A 20433-nucleotide genomic window follows, 5' to 3' on the forward strand; every position below is an offset into this window, starting at 1 on the left:
CTCCGTTAATAGTTAAGAGAGAAGTTGCTTAAGCTTGTTCGCAAATCCGGATTCTGTCACAGACACGACGACTCGCATGTCTTTACCTAAAGCAGCCCCGATCGTATATCGGTCGCTCACTTCAATCAATGGAACACCATACGATGTACACTTGTCGGTAACCCGTTTTCTCGTAGACGCTCCTGCATCTCCGGCAAGGATGACAAGCTTGGCTCGGCCAGCTCGCACATCCTTCAACACAAACTCTTCTCCCATCGTTACTTTCCTCGCACGTGCGGCAAGGCCTAACAATGATTCCCACTGACTCATGATTCGGCTCCTGTGACAGCTTGAAGCAGCTGCTCATAAAGCGCGTCACTCGTCTTGACTTTTAAATGATGATCGAGTGTCCGTTTTTTCTCTGCTAAACGAATCACATCCGCATCTTTCGACAAATACGCTCCACGTCCGTTCAATTTACCGGACGTATCGATGACGACGTCACCTTCCGGCGTCCGAACGACACGAATCAACGCTTGTTTCGGTAACATTTCTTGCGTGACCACACATTTGCGCAAAGGAAGTTTCTTTTGCTTCATGGTCATTCCTCTTCTTTCACCGTTGTCGGCTCGAGGGCGACGTCAACCGAGTCAGTCTGTTCCACTTCATTGTGAACAATTTCTGGCTCCGGTTCAACTTTTTCGGCGTACGTATCATACAAGTCCATGCTTTCTGCATCGGTCTCGCTCTTAATATCAATTTTCCATCCCGTCAACTTAGCGGCAAGACGGGCGTTTTGACCGCGTTTACCGATGGCGAGTGACAATTGATAGTCTGGCACGACGACCGTCGTCGATTTATTCGGTTCATTGACGTACACGTCAACGACTTGAGCCGGGCTGAGTGCGTTTTTCACGAACTCTTTCGGGTCGTTCGACCAACGTACGATATCGATTTTCTCACCGTTGAGCTCATCGACGATTGTTTGGACACGTTGCCCTTTCGGACCGACACAAGCGCCGACTGGATCGACGATGTCTGAATGAACAGCAATCTTCGAGCGATCACCCGCTTCGCGTGAGACCGACATGACGTCGACCGTTCCGCTCGCGATTTCTGGCACTTCGAGCTCGAACAGACGACGCAACAGACCTGGATGCGTCCGCGAGACTTGAATGGCTGCGCCAGACCCTTTCGTCGTCGAATCGACTTTTGTGACATACACCTTGATGCGGTCATGAATCTGGTACGATTCATTTGGCATCTGCTCGTTCGGTGTGAGCACCGCTTCGATATTGTTTTCAAGACCGATATACAAGTTGCGTGGGTCGAACCGTTCCACAATCCCCGTCATGATCTCGTCTTCTTTATCGACGAAGTGGTTATAGATGCGCTCGCGCTCGGCTTCCCGCATCTTTTGCGTGACGACTTGTTTGGCTGTCATCGCTGCGACGCGACCGAAGTCGCTCGGTGTGACTTCTTCTTTATGGAAGTCCCCTAACTCATAGTTCGGGTCAATCTCATGCGCTTCTTCGAGCGACAATTGTTGCTCGGGATGCGAGAGACGTTCAACGACTTCGAGAAGTGCGAAGACACGAATATCACCGGTCACTTGGTCGAATTCAACTTTTACGTTTTCATTCGGGTTGGCGACGTTTCGGCGGTATGCCGAAATGAGCGCCTGCTCAAGTGCATCGATGATAATCTCCTTCTCGATTCCTTTTTCGTTAGCAATCTGTTCGATTGTTGTGAGTAATTGTGGCCCCATCTTTACCTCTCCTTAACTAAACGTGACCGCTAGGCGGGCTTGTGCAATTTTGTCTACCGGTAGCGATATCGCTTTTTTTCTTGTCTTGATGCGTGTCTCGACGATGGCGGTCTCGCCGTCATATTCCGTCAAAATCCCTTCGAACTCTTTGGCACCTTCAATCGGGGCAAACGTCTTGATATAGACGTTCTTTCCAATCGCGCGTTCAAAGTCGGTCGGCTTCTTCAGCGGTCGTTCGGCACCGGGACTCGAGACGTCAAGATAATAGGCTTGTTCGATCGGATCGCTATCGTTTAGTTTTTCCGAGAGTTGTTCGTTGATGTTGACGCAATCATCTAAATCGACGCCCCCCGGCTTGTCGATATAGACGCGCAAGAACCAGTCTGGCCCTTCTTTCACGAATTCGACATCGACCAATTCCATGTTCTCACGCTCCACGATCGGCAACGCGATCGCTTCGACGACTTCTGTTATTTTGGACACTCTCATCCCTCCTTCTGGCTTTTACATACAAGAAAGGAGTAGGGTTCCCTACTCCTTTCCGTCGTAGTATCCAACATTGTTCGATACCAATATATCATATTTTCCCGGTTTTTCGCAACTTACACCCCAAAATCAAAGAACGAGAGTTGGTTCTCATCCGGGAGGCCTTCGAGACATTTCATCGTATCGAGCGTCTCGACGATTGTCTTCGACAACTTGGCCCGTTTGCGCAAGTCTTCTTTCGATAAAAACTGTCCTTCGGCACGTGCATCGACAATCGCTTTCGCCGCGTTCGTACCGAGACCATCGACGGCATTGAACGGCGGGATGAGCGTGTTCCCTTCAATCAAGAACTCGGTCGCGCTCGAACGGTACAAATCGATGTTCTGGAACTTCATGCCGCGCTCTAACATCTCGAGTGCGAGCTCGAGCACGGTGTGGAGGCCTTTGTCTTTCGCCGTGGCTTCAAATCCTTTTTCACGGATATCCGACATCGCTTTACGCACGGCCTGTGACCCTTTGATCATCGCCGACAAATCGAAGTCGCCGGCCCGGACCGTGAAGTACGTCGCGTAATACAGAATCGGATGATGCACTTTGAAGTAGGCAATCCGGACGGCCATGAGCACGTACGCCGTGGCGTGCGCTTTCGGGAACATATACTTGATCTTCTTACAAGACGAGATGTACCATTCCGGAACATCGTTGGCCCGCATCTCCGTCTCCATGTCTTCCGACAAGCCTTTCCCTTTCCGTACCGACTCCATGATTTTGAAGGCGAATGACGGTTCGAGGCCCGCATAAATCAAGTAGACCATGATGTCATCACGACACCCGATAACGTCTTTCAATTCACACGTCCCGTTATAGATGAGTTCGTTCGCGTTCCCAATCCAGACATCTGTCCCGTGAGACAGTCCCGAAATTTGAACGAGTTCGGAGAACGTCGACGGTTTCGTCTCTTCGAGCATCTGCCGGACGAACTTCGTCCCGAACTCTGGAATCCCTAGCGTACCCGTCTTCGATTCGATTTGTTCCGGCGTGACACCGAGTACTTCCGGCGACGAAAAGATTTTCATGACCGTCGGATCGTCCGTCGGAATCGTCTTCGGATCGATACCGGACAAGTCTTGGAGCATCCGGATGGCGGTCGGATCATCGTGACCGAGAATATCGAGTTTGAGCAAGTTGTCGTGAATCGAGTGGAAGTCGAAGTGGGTCGTCTTCCATTCGGACGACTTATCATCGGCCGGATATTGGATCGGCGAAATTTCGGCGATGTCCATATAATCTGGGACGACGATAATCCCCCCCGGGTGTTGCCCGGACGTCCGTTTGACGCCGGTGACACCCGAGACGAGCCGGTCGACCTCGGCATTCCGATAAATCTTATCGTTCTCGGTCGCATAGCCTTTCACGTATCCGTACGCCGTCTTATCGGCAATCGTCCCGATTGTACCGGCACGATACACATACTCTTCACCGAACAACACTTTCGTGTAAGCGTGGGCGTGTGGTTGATATTCACCCGAGAAGTTCAAATCGATATCCGGTACTTTGTCCCCTTTGAAACCAAGGAACGTCTCGAACGGGATATCATGCCCGTCCTTCGTATACCAAGTCCCGCACTCCGGACATTGCTTGTCGGGAAGGTCATACCCGGACCCGACCGACCCGTCGTCGAAGAAGTGGGAATGTTGACACTTCGGACAGACGTAATGCGGTGGCAGCGGATTGACCTCGGTGATTTCGGTCATCGTCGCAACGAAACTCGATCCAACCGAACCACGTGACCCAACGAGATAGCCGTCATCGAGCGATTTCTTCACGAGTTTATGCGAGATTAAATAAATGACCGCAAACCCGTGACCGATAATCGACTTCAACTCTTTCTCGAGCCGAGCTTCGACGATTTCAGGCAGTTGTTCTCCATAAATCGAGCGGGCCATATCATAACTCATATTCCGGACTTCATCGTCGGCCCCTTCAATCTTCGGCGTATACAAGTCGTCCGGGATGATTTGAATCGACTCGATTTGATCGGCGATCGCGTTCGGGTTCGTGATGACGATCTCGCGGGCGAGCTCGTCCCCGAGGAATTTGAAGTCTTCCATCATCTCTTTCGTCGTGCGGAAATGAGCGTGCGGAAGTTCTTTCCGCGTGTTGATGAAGTTGGCGCCACCTTGCGTCCGAATCAAAATCTCCCGATACGATCGGTCCGTCCGGTCGAGATAGTGGACGTTGCCAGTCGCACAGACCGGCAGTCCGGCCTGACCTGCGACGCGAATGATCCGTTTGATGATTTCACGCAACTCAAGTTCGTTGGCGACAATTTCTTTATCGATGAGATGCATATAGAGCGCCGGCGGATGAATCTCGATGAAATCGTAAAACGCCATCATCTTCTCAAGCTCTTCGTCCGATTTGTTCAGGGCAGCATCGAAAATCTCGCCATTGTCGCACGCCGAACCGATCAAGAGGCCCTCACGACGCTTGATAATCTCCGAGCGAGGCATGCGTGCCATGCGGAACAAGTAGTCGATGTGCGACAAGGAAATCAGTTCGTATAAGTTCCGGAGTCCCGGTTTTTTCGTTTTCGCATAAATCGTCGCATGGAACGGACGAATCTTCGAGACGTCGCTCCCGACTTTCGCGTTCAGCGAGCGATGCGTTTCCATCTCAAACATCTGTTTGGCGAGTTCGAGCAGCTTCATGAGCAAATACGCCGTCGCCTCGGCATCATAGATGGCGCGGTGATGTTGCGTCAACTCGATATCGAATCGCTTCGCGAGCGTGTTGAGACGGTGGTTCTTGAGCGTCGGTAAAATCGTCCGGGCGAGCTCGAGCGTGTCGATGACCGGATAGTCATCCGGCTCGTGTCCACCGCTCCGGAGCGTCGCTTCAAGGAAGCCCATATCGAACGATGCGTTATGGGCGACGAGAATACCGTCCCCGCACCAATCGACGAATTGCTTGGCGATGACTTCAGGGTCGGGCTGGCCATGGACCATGTCATCGGTGATGCCCGTCAGTTCAATCGTCGTGGCCGAGAGCGGGTGCTTCGGATCGGCGAACGCCTCGAAGCGGTCGATAATCTCTCCGTCCTTGATTTTGACACCCGCGAGCTCGATGATTTTATTGTAGACGGCCGAAAGCCCCGTCGTCTCGACGTCGAAGACGACGTACGTCGCATCGTCGAGCGGGACGTCGGTCGGATGATAGGCGACCGGTACGCCGTCATTGACGACGTTCGCCTCGACCCCGAACAGTACTTTAATGTCATTCTTTTTCCCGGCGTAATAGGCTTCTGGGAACGACTGGACTCCGGCATGGTCCGTGATGGCGATGGCACGGTGGCCCCATTTCGCCGCTCGTGCGACGAGTGCCGATACGTTTGTGACCGCGTCCATCTGGCTCATCTGCGTGTGCGCGTGCAGTTCGACCCGCTTTTCACCGGCCCATTCGTCCCGGACCGGTTCGACTTTCACTTCTTGCAGTTGTGACGCCATCATGCACAGTTCGCGCATGAAGCTGTCATCCTCGACACGACCGGCTGCTTGAATCCACATGCCTTTTTTGACGGCACTGAGCATACGGTCATCGTCGTCATCGCGCGCGAACACTTTGACGATGAGTGAATCGGTATAGTCCGTCATCTTGAACGTGAACAGTTTCTTCCCGCTCTTCAATTCTTTCCGTTCGGCCGAGAAGACGAGGCCACGGATGGCGACGCGTCGTTCTTCTTCGATAATCGTCTTGATTGGGACAATCTCGTCTTTAATCAAAGCGCCCATCCGCACTTCAGTGACCGGCTCATCGTTCGTCTCGGTCGACTTGGCGAACTGCGCCGCGAGTGCGAGCTTCGCCTGTTCCAAATCTTCTTGGACGACTTGTTCGCGCAACGCTTGGTTCGCTTCTTCATTTTCTGAGAACAACGCTTGGCATGGTTTTTTCATAAAGCCATAGGCGCTGTAGAGCGCCTGGACTTCTTGGCATAACTCTTTATCGACATAGTTCGCCTCAGGGGCCGAGCGCACCGGGATGAGCAATTTGTTCTGCTCGAAGCGCGGTGCGACCGATGCGAAATAACTGCGCATCGCGCCTGACACTTGGCTCAATTCACTGACGATTCGGGGCCAATAGTCGATATAGTCCTGTTCGCCCCCACCTGACGTCGTCGTGAACCGAGCGTACACCTCGTCCGCGAACGTCGCATAGCGACTCTCGAGCCGGCTCATGAATAGTTGATACACCTCATACGGCAACACGTGTTGCAATTGGAAATAAAACGTCCATGTCCGGCGTTGCTTGTTGACGACGAGTCGTGACAGCTCCGCTCCGTCGAATTGATCTGTTTCGGTCGTGATGCCGAGGTCACCCAAGAGCAATTGCATTTTTTGATTAGCTTCCACGGGTAAGAAGTCCCCCCTTTTATCATTCAATGTCGAAAAATGAAGGTGACGGCAAGAAACCGTCACCTTCATCGATCATTTGGCTTCGTTCAGTTGCGTCGTGATGACACGTGGCAACTCATCGACTGTCGTCTCGAGGACTTCGCCAGTGGCACGTACTTTCACTTCGACGATTCCTTCGCTCGCTTTTTTCCCGACGTTGATACGAATCGGAAGACCGATCAAATCAGCATCGGCAAACTTGACGCCAGCCCGTTCTTTACGGTCATCATACAACACATCGTACGTCGATGACAGCTCATCGTATAAACGGTTCGCGAGTTCGACTTGCGCCTCGTCTTTCGTGTTGATGGCAATCAAGTGCACATCGAACGGAGCGACGCTCTTCGGCCAGACGATCCCGCGATCGTCATGATGTTGCTCGATGACGGCCGACAACGTCCGCGAGACGCCGATGCCGTAACAGCCCATGATGAGCGGTTCGGCCCGACCTTCTTCGTTCAAGAACGTCGCGCCCATCGCTTCTGAATAGCGTGTGCCGAGCTTGAACACTTGTCCGACTTCAATCCCGCGGGCGAAGCGGACCGGACCTGACTCGTCAGGTGCCATGTCGCCTTCGACGACGAAACGGAGGTCGTGATACGTCAAATGCGACAAGTCGCGTTCGGCGTTGACGTGCGTATAATGGGTGTTCGCCTCGTTGGCGCCACATACCGCGTCGACCAAATATTTGACGGCGTAATCAGCCACGACTTTGACCGGTGAATGAATCGGTCCGAGCGTGCCCGGCTCACAGCCGAACAAGTCGATAATCGTCGCTTCTTCTTCCATTTGGATGTCGAGTCCACCGAGAGCGTTCTTCACTTTGACGTCGTTCGCCTCGTGATCACCTCGAACGATGGCCATGACCGTCTCGCCATCGACGTTGAAGAGGACTGACTTGATTGTCGTCTTCGGATCGACGTTCAAGAAACGCGCCACATCTTCAATCGTCTTATTGTCTTTCGTGTCGACCTTGTCGAGTGCGAGCACGTCGGCCGCTTGCATGTCATAGCGGTCGAGCGTTTCAGCCATCTCGATGTTCGCCGCATAAGTTGATGAATCCGTATATACGATCGTATCTTCACCGATTTCGGCGAGCGCTTGGAACTCGTGTGTATCTTTCCCGCCGATGGCACCTGAATCAGCTACGACCGGACGATATTTCAAGCCGATGCGGTCAAAGATGCGTGAATAGGCGTTATACATATTCGTATACTCTTCGTCCAAGTCGTCTTGCGTCGCATGGAAAGAGTACGAGTCTTTCATCAAGAACTCACGACCCCGGAGCAATCCGAAGCGCGGACGACGTTCGTCGCGATACTTCGTTTGAATCTGATACAAGTTGACCGGTAACTTTTTATACGAGTTGAGTTCATCGCGCACGATTGACGTGATGAGTTCCTCATGGGTCGCACCGAGTGCGAAACGACGGTCATGACGGTCCGTCAATCGCATCAATTCTGGACCGTAAATGCCCCAGCGTCCCGTCTCTTCCCATAGTTCGGCCGGTTGAATCGCTGGCATGAGCAACTCTTGCGCTCCGGCCCGATTCATCTCTTCGCGGATAATCGTTTGGATATTGTACAATACGCGATGGCCGAGCGGGAGATATGAATAAATCCCAGCGGCGTTTTGGCGCATGAAGCCCCCACGGACGAGAAGCTGATGGCTGATGGCTTCCGCATCGGCCGGTACTTCTCGTAATGTAGGCATGAACAGTCTCGATTGTTTCATAGGTATCAACGTTTCCCTTCTGTAACTCGATTAGATCTTATTATTTAAAGAATGACTGGATATCATTCCAGGTGACAATCAACATGAGCAGCATGAGCAAAGCGAAACCGATAAAGTGGACGAATCCTTCCTTTTTCGGATCAATCGGTCGTCCGCGCACCGCTTCGAACAAGAGGAAGATGAGTCGTCCCCCATCGAGCGCCGGGAGCGGCAACAAGTTGAAAATGGCCAAGTTGACGGATAGAAGTGCCGTCCAGTTGAGGAGCATGATGAATCCGCTCGCTGCCACTTCGTCGGTCATGCGGACGATCCCGACCGGACCGGCCAACTGATCGACGCCGACCTGACCCGTCACCAAGTCACCGACCGCGGAGAAGATGAGCGTCGACATCGTCCACGTCGTCTCGGCCCCGGTTGTAAAGGCTTTGGCCGGTGAACGTTCGAGCGCGTTCGTCACGCCTAAAATTCCGACCGTCTCCCCATTTTGTTCGACCGCTTGCGGCGTAATCGTCACCGTTTGCTCGACGTCGTCACGAATATACGTCACTTCGGTCGGCGTGTCGGCACGATCGGCCAATACCGTCCGCAAATCGAGCCAGTTGTCGATCGGTTGACCCTCGATCGAGACGATCTCGTCGCCTGCGACGAGCCCGGCTTGATCGGCGGCCGAGTCCGGTTGGACCGTACCGATTTGACCATCGTCCGTCGGTGTCCCTTGGACGAGACCGACGATGACGAGGAGGAGGAAGGCAAGGACGAAGTTCATCGCCGGACCGGCTGCAATCGCAAGCACCCGTTTCCAGACAGACTGGGCTCCGAACGTGCGGTCGTAAGGCGCGATTTGAATCTCCATGCCTTGGTCGACGAGAAGCGTGTCCCGCTCGAGCGAATAGACACGGACCTCATCATCGACGAGCAGTTGTACTTTCAATTCGCGGACCGAGTCAAACTTGTCGACCGTCCCGACGACATGAACGTCTTGGGCCTGGTCCGGTTGGAAATAGACGCGATCGACCGTCCCGGCACTCGTCAGACGCAATCCGACGTGTTGCCCGGCCTTCACTTCGATCGGCTCAAAATCTTCCCCGGCCATTTTGACATAACCGCCGATTGGCAATAGTCGAATCGTATACAGCGTCTCATTTTTTCGGAATGAGAGGATTTTCGGTCCAAACCCGATTGCAAATTCATGACAGAGAATCCCTGCCCGTTTCGCCATGACGAGGTGTCCCCATTCATGAACCGAAATGAGTACCCCAAACATCAAAACGATGGCGATAAAAGTCGTCATTGTCTATTCCCCACCTTCACTTTCCTTGCTGAATTTGTTCTCGAACCGCTCGGTCGATTTGAAGAATCTCCTCGAGCGTCGGTTCTGCAATTACCGTATGTGTCTCCATCGCTTGCTCGACGATGCGTTCGATATCGAGGAATGCGATCTCCCCGTTCAAGAACAGCTCGACGGCCGCCTCGTTGGCCGCATTGAGCACGGTCGGCATCGAACCGCCGGCACGCCCGGCCTCATAAGCGAGGCGTAACGCCGGATAACGTGTTAAATCGGCTTCCGCGAAGTGTAGCGTCCCGATTTCTCTCAAGTTTAACCGCTTGTTCCCTTCGATTTCAAGACGTTTCGGGGCTGATAGCGCATAGAGAATCGGGCCTCGCATATCGGGGTTGCCGAGCTGCGCCATGACAGCGGCATCTTTGAATTCGACCATCGAGTGGATGATCGACTCGCGATGGAGCACTACTTCAATATCATTATAATCGATATCGAACAACCAGTGCGCTTCGATGACTTCGAGTCCTTTATTGAACATCGTCGCCGAATCGATTGTGATTTTGGCACCCATCGACCAATTCGGATGCGCGAGCGCCTCTGCGACCGTAACCCCTTCAAGCTCTTCTCGCGACTTGTCACGGAAACTTCCGCCTGAGGCCGTCAAGATGATTTTCGAGACGTCGTCGCGACGTTCGCCGTTCAAGCATTGATAGATGGCCGAATGTTCACTGTCGACCGGGAGCAGGCTGACGCCATGCTTTTTGACGGCTGCGGTGACGAGATGCCCTGCCGTGACGAGCGTCTCTTTGTTCGCAAGCGCGATGTCTTTCCCCGCTTCGATGGCGGCAAGGGTCGGTTCAAGCCCGACGGCCCCGACGACTGCCGTCACGACGACATCGGCCCGTTCAGCGGTCGCACATGCAATCAACCCTTCCAGTCCGATGAAAAAGAGTGGTTCATATGTAAGGCGTGGCTTGAGCTGTTCGAGTACCTCGATATTTTTAGCGGATACGTATTTTGGCCGTAGTCGATTGATCCATTCTTCCGCCACGTCTACGTTCGTTCCGAACGCATATGCCTCAAGTTCAAACAAGTCGGGGTGCTGTTCGATGACGTCGCATGTTTGTACGCCAATCGATCCAGTCGCCCCGATTAAGCTGATTCGCTTCATCTTGACACTCCTCTTTTATAACAAATTAAATACCCAAATGACGGTGAATACCGCGATCATACTATCAAACCGGTCTAAAATCCCACCGTGTCCCGGTAACAGATGACCGGAATCTTTCACATTATATTGACGCTTGTATGCTGATTGTACCAAATCACCGAGTTGACCGACGACTGATACGACGACCGCGAGCACCAATACTTCGAGAATCGGTAACACCGGCTCGATGAGTACGTAGACGATGCCGAGGACGATTGCCGACACGATGCCGCCGATCGCACCTTCAATTGTCTTATTCGGGCTGATAGACGGCCATAGTTTCGTCTTTCCGATTGCTTTCCCCGTGAAATAGGCTCCAGAATCGGTCGCCCAAATCATGAACAAGACGAGCAACACTTTGACGAGCCCGTCTTCTGACAAGCGGACGAGTGCGAAACTCGAGAACCCGATGACGAGATAGACGGCAGAGACGAAATAAAAGCTCGCATCTTCGTACGTGAACCGGTTTTTCGTGACGACCGTCCAGAACAAGAGGAGCATTAAACCGAGCACCATCCATTGCGTCGTCGACATCGGCAGTTCCTCGAGGACGAGCCGACGCTCGAGCAACATCAAGATGAACGGGAACGCCACGAGAAGTGACGTCACGAGAAACGGGAACGCCATCAATTTATGATTGCGCATCAACGTAAACTCGCTCAATCCGATTAAGGCGAGCACGCCCATCAAGATGACGAACGGGCTACCGCCTAAGGCAATCAACGTGACAAATATGGCGCCGGCCCAGAGACCGGTAATGATTCGTGTTTTCATGTCACACCCCGCCAAACCGGCGAGTCCGCGCATTGTACGCTTCAATCGCCTCGACGAAGTGATCCCGTTTGAACTCAGGCCACAACACGTCCGTGAAATGTAGTTCAGCGTAAGCCCCTTGCCAGAGCAAGAAGTTCGAGAGGCGCTGTTCCCCACTCGTGCGGATAATCAAATCAACGTCTTGCATGTTCGTCATGAGACGCTCACCAATCATGACGTCATCGATCTCGTCCGGTTGGATCGTACCGTGCGCCACATCACTCGCGATTTGTTTCATCGCTTGAACGAGTTCATCACGTCCGCCATAGTTGAGCGCAAAGACGAGATCGAGCCCCGTATTCGTCGCCGTCCGTGTCCGTGCCTCATCGACCGCTTCTCGCGTCCCGCGTGGCAGTTTTGTCACATCGCCTGCGACGAGCACGCGAACGTTCTGTTCATCCAATTCTTTTAAATCCGTCTCTAAAAATTGCTTCGGCAATTTCATCAAGAAGTTGACTTCTTCTTCAGGACGCGTCCAGTTCTCCGTCGAGAACGCATACAGCGTCAATGAACGGATGCCGAGTTCTTGGGCGGTGCGCACCGCTTCCCGGACCGACTTCATCCCTTCCCGGTGACCCATGATGCGAGGGAGCCCACGCTTCTTCGCCCAACGGCCGTTGCCGTCCATGATGATGGCGACGTGTTCGGGAATGCTCAGTTCCGCCTCGGTTTTTGTTTTAGGATTCACCCATTTAAACATACTCTATCCTCCTGATTGTATGAAAGAGGGACCCTCTCAGTAAAAGGGTCCCCACACAGCTTTTTGGTATACCACTTCCGTGATTACACTTCCATGATTTCTTTTTCTTTCGTCGCTGCAGATTCATCAATCTTTTTGATGTACGAATCCGTTAACGATTGAACGTCATCCGCGTAACCGCGAAGGTCGTCCTCAGTCAAGTCTCCATCTTTTTCAAGCTTCTTCAAGTTTTCATTCGCGTCACGACGAACGTTACGGACAGCTACTTTCGCTTCTTCCGCATATTTTTTCGTCACTTTCACGAGCTCTTTGCGGCGCTCTTCTGTCAAAGCTGGGATCGCGAGACGAATGACCGTCCCATCAGAAGACGGCGAGAGGCCGAGGTCGGCTTTTTGAATCGCTTTCTCGACATCTGACACCATCGATTTGTCCCATGGTTGAATCAAGAGTAGACGCGCTTCCGGAGTGTTGATGTTCGCCACTTGGTTGAGCGGAGTCGGTACGCCGTAGTAGTCGACTTGGACCGGGTCCAAGATTGACGCGCTCGCGCGTCCCGTACGAAGTGTCCCGAAATCACGTTTCAAGGCAGAATGGGCTTTCTCCATCTTTTCTTCAGCAGTTTTCAATACGTCATTAACACTCATGAATTGATTCCTCCTACTACCGTCCCGATATGTTCCCCGAGTACGACACGTTTGATGTTTCCTTCTTCAAGCAATGAGAATACAATCAGTGGGATATGGTTGTCCATACATAGTGATGTGGCTGTCGAATCCATCACTTGGAGTCCGTCTTTTAAGACGTCCAAGTACGTGAGCGTGTCGTATTTGACCGCATCCGGAACGAGTTTCGGATCCGCCGAATAGACACCATCGACGTTGTTTTTACCCATCAGGATGACGTCAGCTTCAATTTCCGCTGCGCGGAGTGCTGCTGTCGTATCTGTTGAGAAGTACGGGTTCCCCGTCCCTGCCGCGAAGATGACGACTCGACCTTTTTCAAGGTGACGCATCGCCCGACGACGGATGTACGGTTCAGCCACTTGGCGCATTTCGATTGAGGTTTGGACGCGCGTCTGGACACCGTTCGATTCAAGGCTATCTTGAAGTGCGAGCGAGTTCAACACCGTGGCAAGCATGCCCATATAATCGGCATTCGCCCGGTCCATGCCGAGTTCGCTGCCCGTCTTCCCGCGCCAGATGTTTCCGGCTCCGACGACGACGGCTACTTCGACGCCCAAGGCGACCAACTCTTTGATTTGTCCAGAGATCGAGTTGACGATGGCCGGGTCAATCCCGTACCCTTGATCTCCTGCGAGCGCTTCTCCACTCAATTTTAACACAATTCGCTTATATTTCGGTTCCATACTTTGCCTCCTCTTGCTTGAAAAAAGGGAACACGCTCCCTTAACGAACTAACTCAAGGTTATACAGACGTGTTCCCATTTTTGATTGCATCACGCGTGATGCAGATTATTTTTTAAGTTGGTTCATTACTTCTTCAGCAAAGTTTTCTTCGCGTTTTTCCATACCTTCTCCAACTTCGAAACGTACGAATGAGTTGACACGGCCGCCTTTAGACTCTACGTATTTCCCAACTTTGAAGTCAGCGTCTTTAACGAATGTTTGGTCGACGAGGCAGATTTCCTCGAAGTACTTGTTCATACGTCCCGCGATCATCTTCTCGACGATGTTGGCAGGCTTGCCTTCGTTGAGGGCTTGCTCAGTCAAGACTTTCTTCTCACGATCTGCTTCTTCAGCCGATACTTCGTCGCGTGTCGCGTAAAGTGGGCGTGCTGCTGCGACGTGCATAGCTACGTCTTTCGCAACTGTCTCGTCCGTTGTACCGTCGATGATGACGACCGAACCGATGCGTCCACCCATGTGAAGGTACGTGCCGAAAACTGCATCGTCAGCTTTTTGAAGAACAGCGATACGACGGAGTGAGATTTTCTCTCCGATTGTCGAAGCTTCTTCTTGGATGTGCGTCTCAAGTGTTTTACCTGCTACGAATTCAGAAGCAAGTGCCGCTTCTACTGAAGTCGCGCCTGAAGTGAGAACTGCATTCGCCACGTCAGAAACGAGTGTTTGGAACTTCTCGTTTTTCGCAACGAAATCTGTTTCTGAGTTAACTTCGACGAGCGCAGCTTTGTTGCCGTCAACCGCTACTGCCGTCAAACCTTCTGCTGCGATGCGGTCGCCTTTAGCTGCTGCTTTAGCGATCCCTTTTTCACGAAGGAAGTCGATTGCCGCTTGCATGTCACCATTTGTTTCAGTGAGTGCTTTTTTGCAATCGAGCATACCTGCGCCTGTTTTTTCACGAAGTTCTTTTACCATTGCTGCTGTAACTGCCATCGGAAATTCCTCCTTGTAAAACTTACGAATTTTTAAGAAAAAGCACTAAGGCTTTATATACGTGTCCTAAAAAAAGGTGATAAAAGGCTTTCCCTTTATCACCTGTTGTCTGACCGATTACTCAGCTTCTGTCGCTTCAGCTTCTGGAGCTACTGCTTCTTCAGCTACTTCTTCTTCGCCTTGCTTCGCTTCGATGATCGCGTCTGCCATCTTAGAAGTGAGCAATTTAACCGCACGAATCGCATCGTCGTTCGCTGGGATGACGTAGTCGATTTCGTCTGGGTCACAGTTTGTGTCGACAATCGCAACGATTGGGATGTTCAATTTGTGAGCTTCTGCAATCGCAATACGCTCTTTACGTGGGTCAACGATGAAGAGGGCATCAGGAACACCTGGCATGTCCTTGATTCCGCCGAGGAACTTCTCAAGACGTGTCATTTCTTTTTTCAAGATGATGACTTCTTTCTTAGGAAGTACTTCGAAAGTACCGTCAGCTTCCATTTTCTCAAGCTGCTTCAAGCGGTTGATACGCTTTTTGATTGTTGAGAAGTTTGTGAGTGTTCCACCCAACCAACGCTCGTTGATGAAGTACATACCTGAACGGAGTGCTTCTTCTTTGATCGTGTCTTGAGCTTGTTTTTTCGTACCTACGAAGAGGACGTTTCCGCCTTCTGCCGCGAGTTCACGAACGAAGTTGTAAGCTTCGTCTACTTTTTTGACCGTTTTTTGAAGGTCGATGATGTAGATTCCGTTACGCTCCGTGAAGATGTATTTCGCCATTTTTGGGTTCCAACGGCGTGTCTGGTGACCGAAGTGTACACCAGCTTCGAGCAATTGCTTCATTGAGATTACTGCCATGATAAATTTCCTCCTTGTGGTTTAAAAAAGTCCTCCGCCTCGTTCATCGTTGTATTCCGACCTTTCGGCACCGAGGAATACCATCCCGAGACGTGTGTGATGTGTTTAACACCGAAAATTACTATAGCATATGTCAGCCAATCCGGCAACTCTCACTTTTTGCGAAGTTTGGCATAAAGGGCGACTTCTCCCTCACCTTTTCCGAGCAGTCGGGCCGTCTCTCGGACCGAATGGTTCAGTAAAACGTCCTCGACGTGCGGTGCCTGTTGGCGCTCACGGGACGACGGTGCCTCCATCGGCGAATCCTCAAGTGCAGGTTCCACAGCCGATTCCTCGCTCGATGGCGCAGGGTGTTTCACGACATCGTTCATCGATTCCATGAACGACAACAGGAGGGCCTCGGTCTCACGCTTCTCCTGTTCGAGCCGCGTGACACGAGCCGTCAGCGCCTGGACTTGACGAAACAAAATCAACAGTCCGTACGCGACGATACAGGCGATTCCGATATAGACGACGGTCATCTCCATCCCTCCTTCACGATGTCTTTTCTTCTAAATAGGAACGTCCAAGCGCAAGCTTCAACGTCTTCAGCGCCTTGGAATGAATTTGTGAGATACGGGACGTCGATAGTTCCAACACTTCACCGATCTCCGTCAACGTCAACTCGTCAAAATAGAATAACGACACGACGAGCCGTTCTTTCTCAGATAAATGCTCAATCTCGTTCGTCAACACATCGAGCAACTCGCGCTGCAGGAGCGTGTCTTCCGGTTTTTCGGAGTCGGGGTCAAAATACGTGACGGACATGACCTTGCCTTCCTCTTGAAGCGTCACCGCCTCATCAATTGATAACATGTTCGCAAAGTACCCTTCCGCCATCGCTTTCTCGATTTCTGAGACCGGCAGCTCGCACGCGTGCGCCAGTTCTTCTTTCGTCGGGGCCCGATGCAACTTCTGTTCGAGCTGTTCGGCGACGTGGTCAATCTTCTTCACCCGTTCACGCACCGATCGCGGCAACCAATCGATTTTCCGTAATCCGTCGATGATGGCGCCCCGAATCCGAAACGCCGCGTACGTGTCAAACTTGTTGTTGTGTTCTGGATCATATTTCATGAGGGCATCGTACAATCCCATGTAACCCAAACTTTTCAATTCGTCGCGTTCGACGCTCTTCGGGAGCGTCACGATCATTCGTTGCACGTGATAATGGATCAGGAACTCATAGTGCGTCAATAGTTCATTCGCCGTATCCATATCGCGGTCAGTATTCCAACGATCCCACAACTCGGTAAGTTGAGTCGTCATGTCGATCCCCCCTAAATTTCCTTTGTTCCTACGCTGACCGTTCGAATCGAGAGGACGCAAGTCGCCACATCAAATTCAATCGTCCGCCCATTATGTCCGCCACAGTCCTCGGCGATGAGCGGGATCCGGTGCGCTTTCAACGCATTGCGGACGGCCTCGGCATTTCGTTCACCGATGCGCATCGCCTCATTCTCATATTTGAATTGAAACATTTGGGCGCCGCCGGCCATCTTTGCTTGCAACCGACCGGCCCCGGCCCGTTTCAATGAAGCGACGAGAGCATCGATGGCCGTATCCGCATATTTCCCTACTTCAATCGTTTGATGTTTGCGGGCAATTGCCGAATCCGGCAACATGACGTGGGCCATCGCCGCGACTTGAAGCCGGACGTCGTACAGGATGACCCCGACACACGAACCGAGTCCGGCCGTCCGCAACTTGTTCGGCGCCGTCGTCTGCTTCCATTCTGCAATCCCAATTTTGAGTACTTCAGCCATGGCCCATCAACCGCTGCTTAATCCGTTCGAGCGAGCCATGCGTCGGTAGGAACAACACATGTCCGGCACTTACTTTTCCGTCGATGCGGAACGTCGTATCGATATAGAGCGCCGCATCTTCTTCGGGCTGGACCGATGTGACGACGAATTCGACGATCGAACCGGCCATGTCGACCGCTGTCGCCGGGACGTGAATCGGGATCGGTGTATTCAACCAATCGCCGAGCGCCCGGGCATAGGCCCCGCTCATGATATTCCCAATCTCTTCCCATGCCGACTGACCGAGTTCATCGGCCGCTTGGAACGTGAACCCGCTCCCGATGAGTGATGAGACCATCATCTCGGCGTCGTCGACCGGGAATAAGATGAGGATCATGCCGCTGATGTCGCCTCCGAGCTCTAATAGCACGGATGCCACATGACGCTCAGGACCGCCGACCCGTTCCGGCAGATACGTGATCGGTTCCATCTCGGCCGAGGAGACGGTAATGTTGACCGGCTTGGCCAAGAGCGTCGACAATGCCGTCGCTGCGTGGCCTGATCCGATATTGCCAAGTTCTTTCAATAAATCTTGCTCGAACTCACTCAGCATGTTGTTCCTCGAACAACGCGTTGGCGTCGAGAAGCGAGAACAGTTTGTCCTCCCCTTTCGCAATCGCCGTCAAATGAGCCGACAACATGTCTCGACTCGATTCAGGAATCGGCTCGAGACGAACGTCCTCGCTTTCCACGACCTCGTTGGCGCGATCGACGATAAAACCGGCATCGCCTTGATTGAGCGAGGCGATTAAAATCCGAGTCTCGTCGGTCGGTTCAATCGCCTCATACCCGAGGCGGAGACGAAGGTCGATGACCGGCGTGACGACACCACGCAAATTGATGACGCCCTTGACGTGAGCCGGTGCGTTCGGGACGCGTGTGACCGGTTGTACCCGTTCAATCGAGCGGACCGACTGGACATCGATCCCGTATGTGTTCGTTCCCAGTGAAAAGACTACCCATTTTTGTTCCATCCTTCTTCCTCCTTAGAACAGATCGTTGCTGTCGACAATCAAGGCGACACGCCCGTCTCCGAGTATCGTCGCACCAGAGATGGCCGGAATGCCCTCGAGATACGTACCGAGCGGCTTCATGACAATCTCTTGTTGGCCAATCAAATCGTTGACGACCACGCCGACGAGTTTATTTCCTTTACGGACGACGACGACCGGGAATTGCGTCTTCGTTTCCGTCTCAATCGCAAACATTTCTTTTAAATAGACGAGCGGGACGAGCTGACCTCGGAAATCGAAGACACGTTCGCGATGGGCCGTCAAAATGTCGGCCTCGTCAAGAAGTGTCGTCTCAAGAATCGATGACAACGGGATGGCGTACGTCTCCTCACCGGCTTGAACGAGCATCGCCGAGATGATGGACAGCGTGAGCGGAAGGCTGACTTGGAATTTTGTCCCTTGTCCGACGACCGTCTCGAGCGTGACGACCCCACCGAGTGATTCGATTTTGTTTTTCACGACGTCAAGACCGACACCGCGACCAGACAAATCAGTGACGACATCTGCCGTCGAGAAGCCTGGGGCGAAAATGAGCATAGCGACTTCGTTATCGGTCATCGCTGTCGCTTCTTCCGGCGTGATGACGCCGCGCTCGAGCGCTTTCGACCGGACTTTATCGACATGGATCCCTGCCCCGTCGTCCTCGATTTCAATGAAGACACGGTTGCCGCCATGGTAAGCCCGGAGTGCAAGACTCCCTTGCTCCGGTTTCCCGGCTGCGACACGGACTTCTGGTAGTTCGATGCCGTGATCGATGGCATTGCGAATCAAGTGAACGAGCGGGTCGCCAATCTCATCGATGACCGTCCGATCGAGTTCCGTTTCCGCGCCTGTGATCTCAAGCTGGACTTTTTTATGGATGTCTTTCGCGACCGAACGTACCATGCGTGGGAAGCGGTTGAACACTTGCTCGATCGGCATCATCCGGAGCGTCAGCACGAGTGATTGGAGTTCGTTCGTCCCGCGTTTGATTTTCTCGACCGTCTCGTTCAATTCAGGCTGTCCGACTTCGTCAGCGAGCCGCTCGAGACGACCGCGGTCGATAATGAACTCTTCGAATAAGTTCATTAAACGATCAATCCGTTCCAAGTTGACGCGAATCGTCTTCGCCTGGGCGACAGCCTGTTCTTTCGGCTCGTCCGCCTCGACTTTCGGTTTCGCTTCAGCGACGGCGACGGTCTCGGCACTGACGGCGACTTCCGTTTCACTCGATGCACTCGTATACACCGTCACGAGGACGTGCTCGACTTCTGACACTTGGGACACGGCGTGTTCAATCACATCTGCCGTCTCTTGTGACACGAACAAGACGTCAAACGAGAGGTCGAACTGCTCTTGTTCGATGGCCTCGGTTTCCGGTAACGTCCGGACGACCTCGCCGAGTTCTTGCAGGCGATCGAATACCATATAGGCACGCGCCGCTTTCAAAACGACGGCATCGGATAGTTTCACGTGCAATTGGAACGCCTCGAAGCCCGTCTCCTTCGCTTGGGTGATGACCGAATCCGTATAAAGGTCGGCCGTGAAGACGTTGGCTTCGACCGTCGGAGCCGCCTTTGGCGAGCTGCCGATGAACGACTGGAACGCAGACACCGTCGCAGCGACATCGACGTTCGCGCCTCGGCCGCCGGTCTCGATATTGGCGATCATCTCTTCGATTTGTTCCATCGCTGAGAACATCGTATCAAGCAACAGCTGGTTGCTCTCTTTCTTACCGGCCCGAACCAAGTCGAGCGCGCTCTCCATCTCATGTGTCAAGTTGGCCACACTCTCGTAACCCATCGTCGCCGACATTCCTTTGAGCGTATGCGCGGAGCGGAAAATCTCTTGAATCGCCTCTTGGCTGCCCGTCTGTTCAAGTTTTAACAGTTGGGTGTTCACCGATTGAATATGTTCTTGCGACTCATCTAAAAACAATCCTAAGTATTCGTTCACGTCCATCTA

The 20433-nt window shown here is 52.6% G+C and carries 20 protein-coding genes; all 20 read right to left on the reverse strand.

The window, feature by feature from the left end:
- Nucleotides 1-12: 12 nt before the first annotated feature.
- A complete protein-coding gene (locus ACZ2GZ_RS09085) occupies nt 13-309 on the reverse strand; it encodes a YlxQ family RNA-binding protein (RefSeq protein ID WP_021067159.1) in 297 nt (98 codons plus the stop codon).
- Nucleotides 306-584, reverse strand: coding sequence for an RNase P modulator RnpM (rnpM, locus tag ACZ2GZ_RS09090; RefSeq protein WP_165569410.1), 279 nt, complete (start codon nt 582-584; stop codon nt 306-308). Before rnpM ends, ACZ2GZ_RS09085 begins: the two co-directional genes overlap by 4 nt.
- The gene (gene nusA / locus ACZ2GZ_RS09095; RefSeq protein ID WP_029595684.1) at nt 581-1747 is read right to left on the reverse strand and encodes a transcription termination factor NusA; all 1167 of its coding nucleotides are present in this window, start codon (nt 1745-1747) and stop codon (nt 581-583) included. Before nusA ends, rnpM begins: the two co-directional genes overlap by 4 nt.
- 12 nt (nt 1748-1759) lie before the next feature.
- Nucleotides 1760-2230 carry a ribosome maturation factor RimP gene (rimP, locus tag ACZ2GZ_RS09100; RefSeq protein ID WP_021067156.1) on the reverse strand — a complete coding sequence of 157 codons (471 nt, stop codon included), beginning with the start codon at nt 2228-2230 and terminating at the stop codon, nt 1760-1762.
- 119 nt (nt 2231-2349) lie between these two features.
- Nucleotides 2350-6642, reverse strand: a complete 4293-nt coding sequence (locus tag ACZ2GZ_RS09105) for a PolC-type DNA polymerase III (protein WP_035385678.1) — start codon at nt 6640-6642, stop codon at nt 2350-2352.
- Nucleotides 6643-6717: 75 nt separating this feature from the next.
- Entirely contained in the window at nt 6718-8418 is a 1701-nt protein-coding gene (locus ACZ2GZ_RS09110; protein WP_058763388.1) for a proline--tRNA ligase, read from the reverse strand.
- Nucleotides 8419-8458: 40 nt separating this feature from the next.
- Nucleotides 8459-9709 carry an RIP metalloprotease RseP gene (gene rseP / locus ACZ2GZ_RS09115; RefSeq protein ID WP_029595687.1) on the reverse strand — a complete coding sequence of 417 codons (1251 nt, stop codon included), beginning with the start codon at nt 9707-9709 and terminating at the stop codon, nt 8459-8461.
- A 16-nt stretch (nt 9710-9725) separates the two neighbouring features.
- Complete coding sequence (gene dxr, locus ACZ2GZ_RS09120) at nt 9726-10871, reverse strand: 1-deoxy-D-xylulose-5-phosphate reductoisomerase (RefSeq protein WP_021067152.1); 1146 nt, start codon at nt 10869-10871, stop codon at nt 9726-9728.
- A gap of 15 nt (nt 10872-10886) precedes the next feature.
- Nucleotides 10887-11684, reverse strand: a complete 798-nt coding sequence (locus ACZ2GZ_RS09125) for a phosphatidate cytidylyltransferase (RefSeq protein WP_031200184.1) — start codon at nt 11682-11684, stop codon at nt 10887-10889.
- 1 nt (nt 11685) lies between these two features.
- On the reverse strand, nt 11686-12423 hold the full coding sequence (locus ACZ2GZ_RS09130; protein ID WP_021067150.1) for an isoprenyl transferase: 738 nt from the start codon (nt 12421-12423) through the stop codon (nt 11686-11688).
- An 83-nt stretch (nt 12424-12506) separates the two neighbouring features.
- A complete protein-coding gene (gene frr / locus ACZ2GZ_RS09135; protein ID WP_021067149.1) occupies nt 12507-13067 on the reverse strand; it encodes a ribosome recycling factor in 561 nt (186 codons plus the stop codon).
- Nucleotides 13064-13789 (reverse strand): UMP kinase, encoded by a 726-nt coding sequence (pyrH, locus tag ACZ2GZ_RS09140; RefSeq protein WP_021067148.1) that lies wholly within the window; start codon nt 13787-13789, stop codon nt 13064-13066. The genes frr and pyrH overlap by 4 nt, the downstream gene beginning before the upstream one ends.
- A 106-nt stretch (nt 13790-13895) precedes the next feature.
- A complete protein-coding gene (gene tsf / locus ACZ2GZ_RS09145) occupies nt 13896-14777 on the reverse strand; it encodes a translation elongation factor Ts (RefSeq protein WP_029595690.1) in 882 nt (293 codons plus the stop codon).
- Between the two features lie 117 nt (nt 14778-14894).
- The gene (rpsB, locus tag ACZ2GZ_RS09150) at nt 14895-15635 is read right to left on the reverse strand and encodes a 30S ribosomal protein S2 (protein WP_021067146.1); all 741 of its coding nucleotides are present in this window, start codon (nt 15633-15635) and stop codon (nt 14895-14897) included.
- A 152-nt stretch (nt 15636-15787) separates the two neighbouring features.
- Complete coding sequence (locus ACZ2GZ_RS09155) at nt 15788-16156, reverse strand: hypothetical protein (RefSeq protein ID WP_021067145.1); 369 nt, start codon at nt 16154-16156, stop codon at nt 15788-15790.
- 13 nt (nt 16157-16169) lie between these two features.
- Entirely contained in the window at nt 16170-16940 is a 771-nt protein-coding gene (locus ACZ2GZ_RS09160) for a FliA/WhiG family RNA polymerase sigma factor (RefSeq protein ID WP_021067144.1), read from the reverse strand.
- Between the two features lie 11 nt (nt 16941-16951).
- A complete protein-coding gene (locus tag ACZ2GZ_RS09165; RefSeq protein WP_021067143.1) occupies nt 16952-17437 on the reverse strand; it encodes a chemotaxis protein CheD in 486 nt (161 codons plus the stop codon).
- Nucleotides 17430-18029: a chemotaxis protein CheC gene (locus ACZ2GZ_RS09170; RefSeq protein WP_021067142.1), complete on the reverse strand. Its 600-nt coding sequence runs from the start codon at nt 18027-18029 to the stop codon at nt 17430-17432. Before ACZ2GZ_RS09170 ends, ACZ2GZ_RS09165 begins: the two co-directional genes overlap by 8 nt.
- Entirely contained in the window at nt 18019-18450 is a 432-nt protein-coding gene (locus ACZ2GZ_RS09175) for a chemotaxis protein CheW (RefSeq protein ID WP_029595691.1), read from the reverse strand. The genes ACZ2GZ_RS09170 and ACZ2GZ_RS09175 overlap by 11 nt, the downstream gene beginning before the upstream one ends.
- A gap of 12 nt (nt 18451-18462) precedes the next feature.
- Nucleotides 18463-20430, reverse strand: a complete 1968-nt coding sequence (locus ACZ2GZ_RS09180) for a chemotaxis protein CheA (RefSeq protein ID WP_214713787.1) — start codon at nt 20428-20430, stop codon at nt 18463-18465.
- Between the last annotated feature and the right edge of the window lie 3 nt (nt 20431-20433).

The sequence above is a fragment of the Exiguobacterium sp. KKT215 genome (assembly GCF_055635335.1).

Coding starts and splice junctions, on each gene's coding strand:
- ACZ2GZ_RS09125 (WP_031200184.1), bottom strand. CDS start 11,684: ATGAAAACACGAATCATTACCGGTCTCTGGGCCGGCGCCATATTTGTC.
- ACZ2GZ_RS09165 (WP_021067143.1), bottom strand. CDS start 17,437: ATGGCTGAAGTACTCAAAATTGGGATTGCAGAATGGAAGCAGACGACG.
- nusA (WP_029595684.1), bottom strand. CDS start 1,747: ATGGGGCCACAATTACTCACAACAATCGAACAGATTGCTAACGAAAAA.
- ACZ2GZ_RS09085 (WP_021067159.1), bottom strand. CDS start 309: ATGAGTCAGTGGGAATCATTGTTAGGCCTTGCCGCACGTGCGAGGAAA.
- tsf (WP_029595690.1), bottom strand. CDS start 14,777: ATGGCAGTTACAGCAGCAATGGTAAAAGAACTTCGTGAAAAAACAGGC.
- ACZ2GZ_RS09155 (WP_021067145.1), bottom strand. CDS start 16,156: ATGACCGTCGTCTATATCGGAATCGCCTGTATCGTCGCGTACGGACTG.
- dxr (WP_021067152.1), bottom strand. CDS start 10,871: ATGAAGCGAATCAGCTTAATCGGGGCGACTGGATCGATTGGCGTACAA.
- rseP (WP_029595687.1), bottom strand. CDS start 9,709: ATGACGACTTTTATCGCCATCGTTTTGATGTTTGGGGTACTCATTTCG.
- ACZ2GZ_RS09160 (WP_021067144.1), bottom strand. CDS start 16,940: ATGACGACTCAACTTACCGAGTTGTGGGATCGTTGGAATACTGACCGC.
- ACZ2GZ_RS09170 (WP_021067142.1), bottom strand. CDS start 18,029: ATGCTGAGTGAGTTCGAGCAAGATTTATTGAAAGAACTTGGCAATATC.
- rpsB (WP_021067146.1), bottom strand. CDS start 15,635: ATGGCAGTAATCTCAATGAAGCAATTGCTCGAAGCTGGTGTACACTTC.
- ACZ2GZ_RS09130 (WP_021067150.1), bottom strand. CDS start 12,423: ATGTTTAAATGGGTGAATCCTAAAACAAAAACCGAGGCGGAACTGAGC.
- ACZ2GZ_RS09110 (WP_058763388.1), bottom strand. CDS start 8,418: ATGAAACAATCGAGACTGTTCATGCCTACATTACGAGAAGTACCGGCC.
- pyrH (WP_021067148.1), bottom strand. CDS start 13,789: ATGGAACCGAAATATAAGCGAATTGTGTTAAAATTGAGTGGAGAAGCG.
- rnpM (WP_165569410.1), bottom strand. CDS start 584: ATGACCATGAAGCAAAAGAAACTTCCTTTGCGCAAATGTGTGGTCACG.
- ACZ2GZ_RS09180 (WP_214713787.1), bottom strand. CDS start 20,430: ATGGACGTGAACGAATACTTAGGATTGTTTTTAGATGAGTCGCAAGAA.
- ACZ2GZ_RS09175 (WP_029595691.1), bottom strand. CDS start 18,450: ATGGAACAAAAATGGGTAGTCTTTTCACTGGGAACGAACACATACGGG.
- frr (WP_021067149.1), bottom strand. CDS start 13,067: ATGAGTGTTAATGACGTATTGAAAACTGCTGAAGAAAAGATGGAGAAA.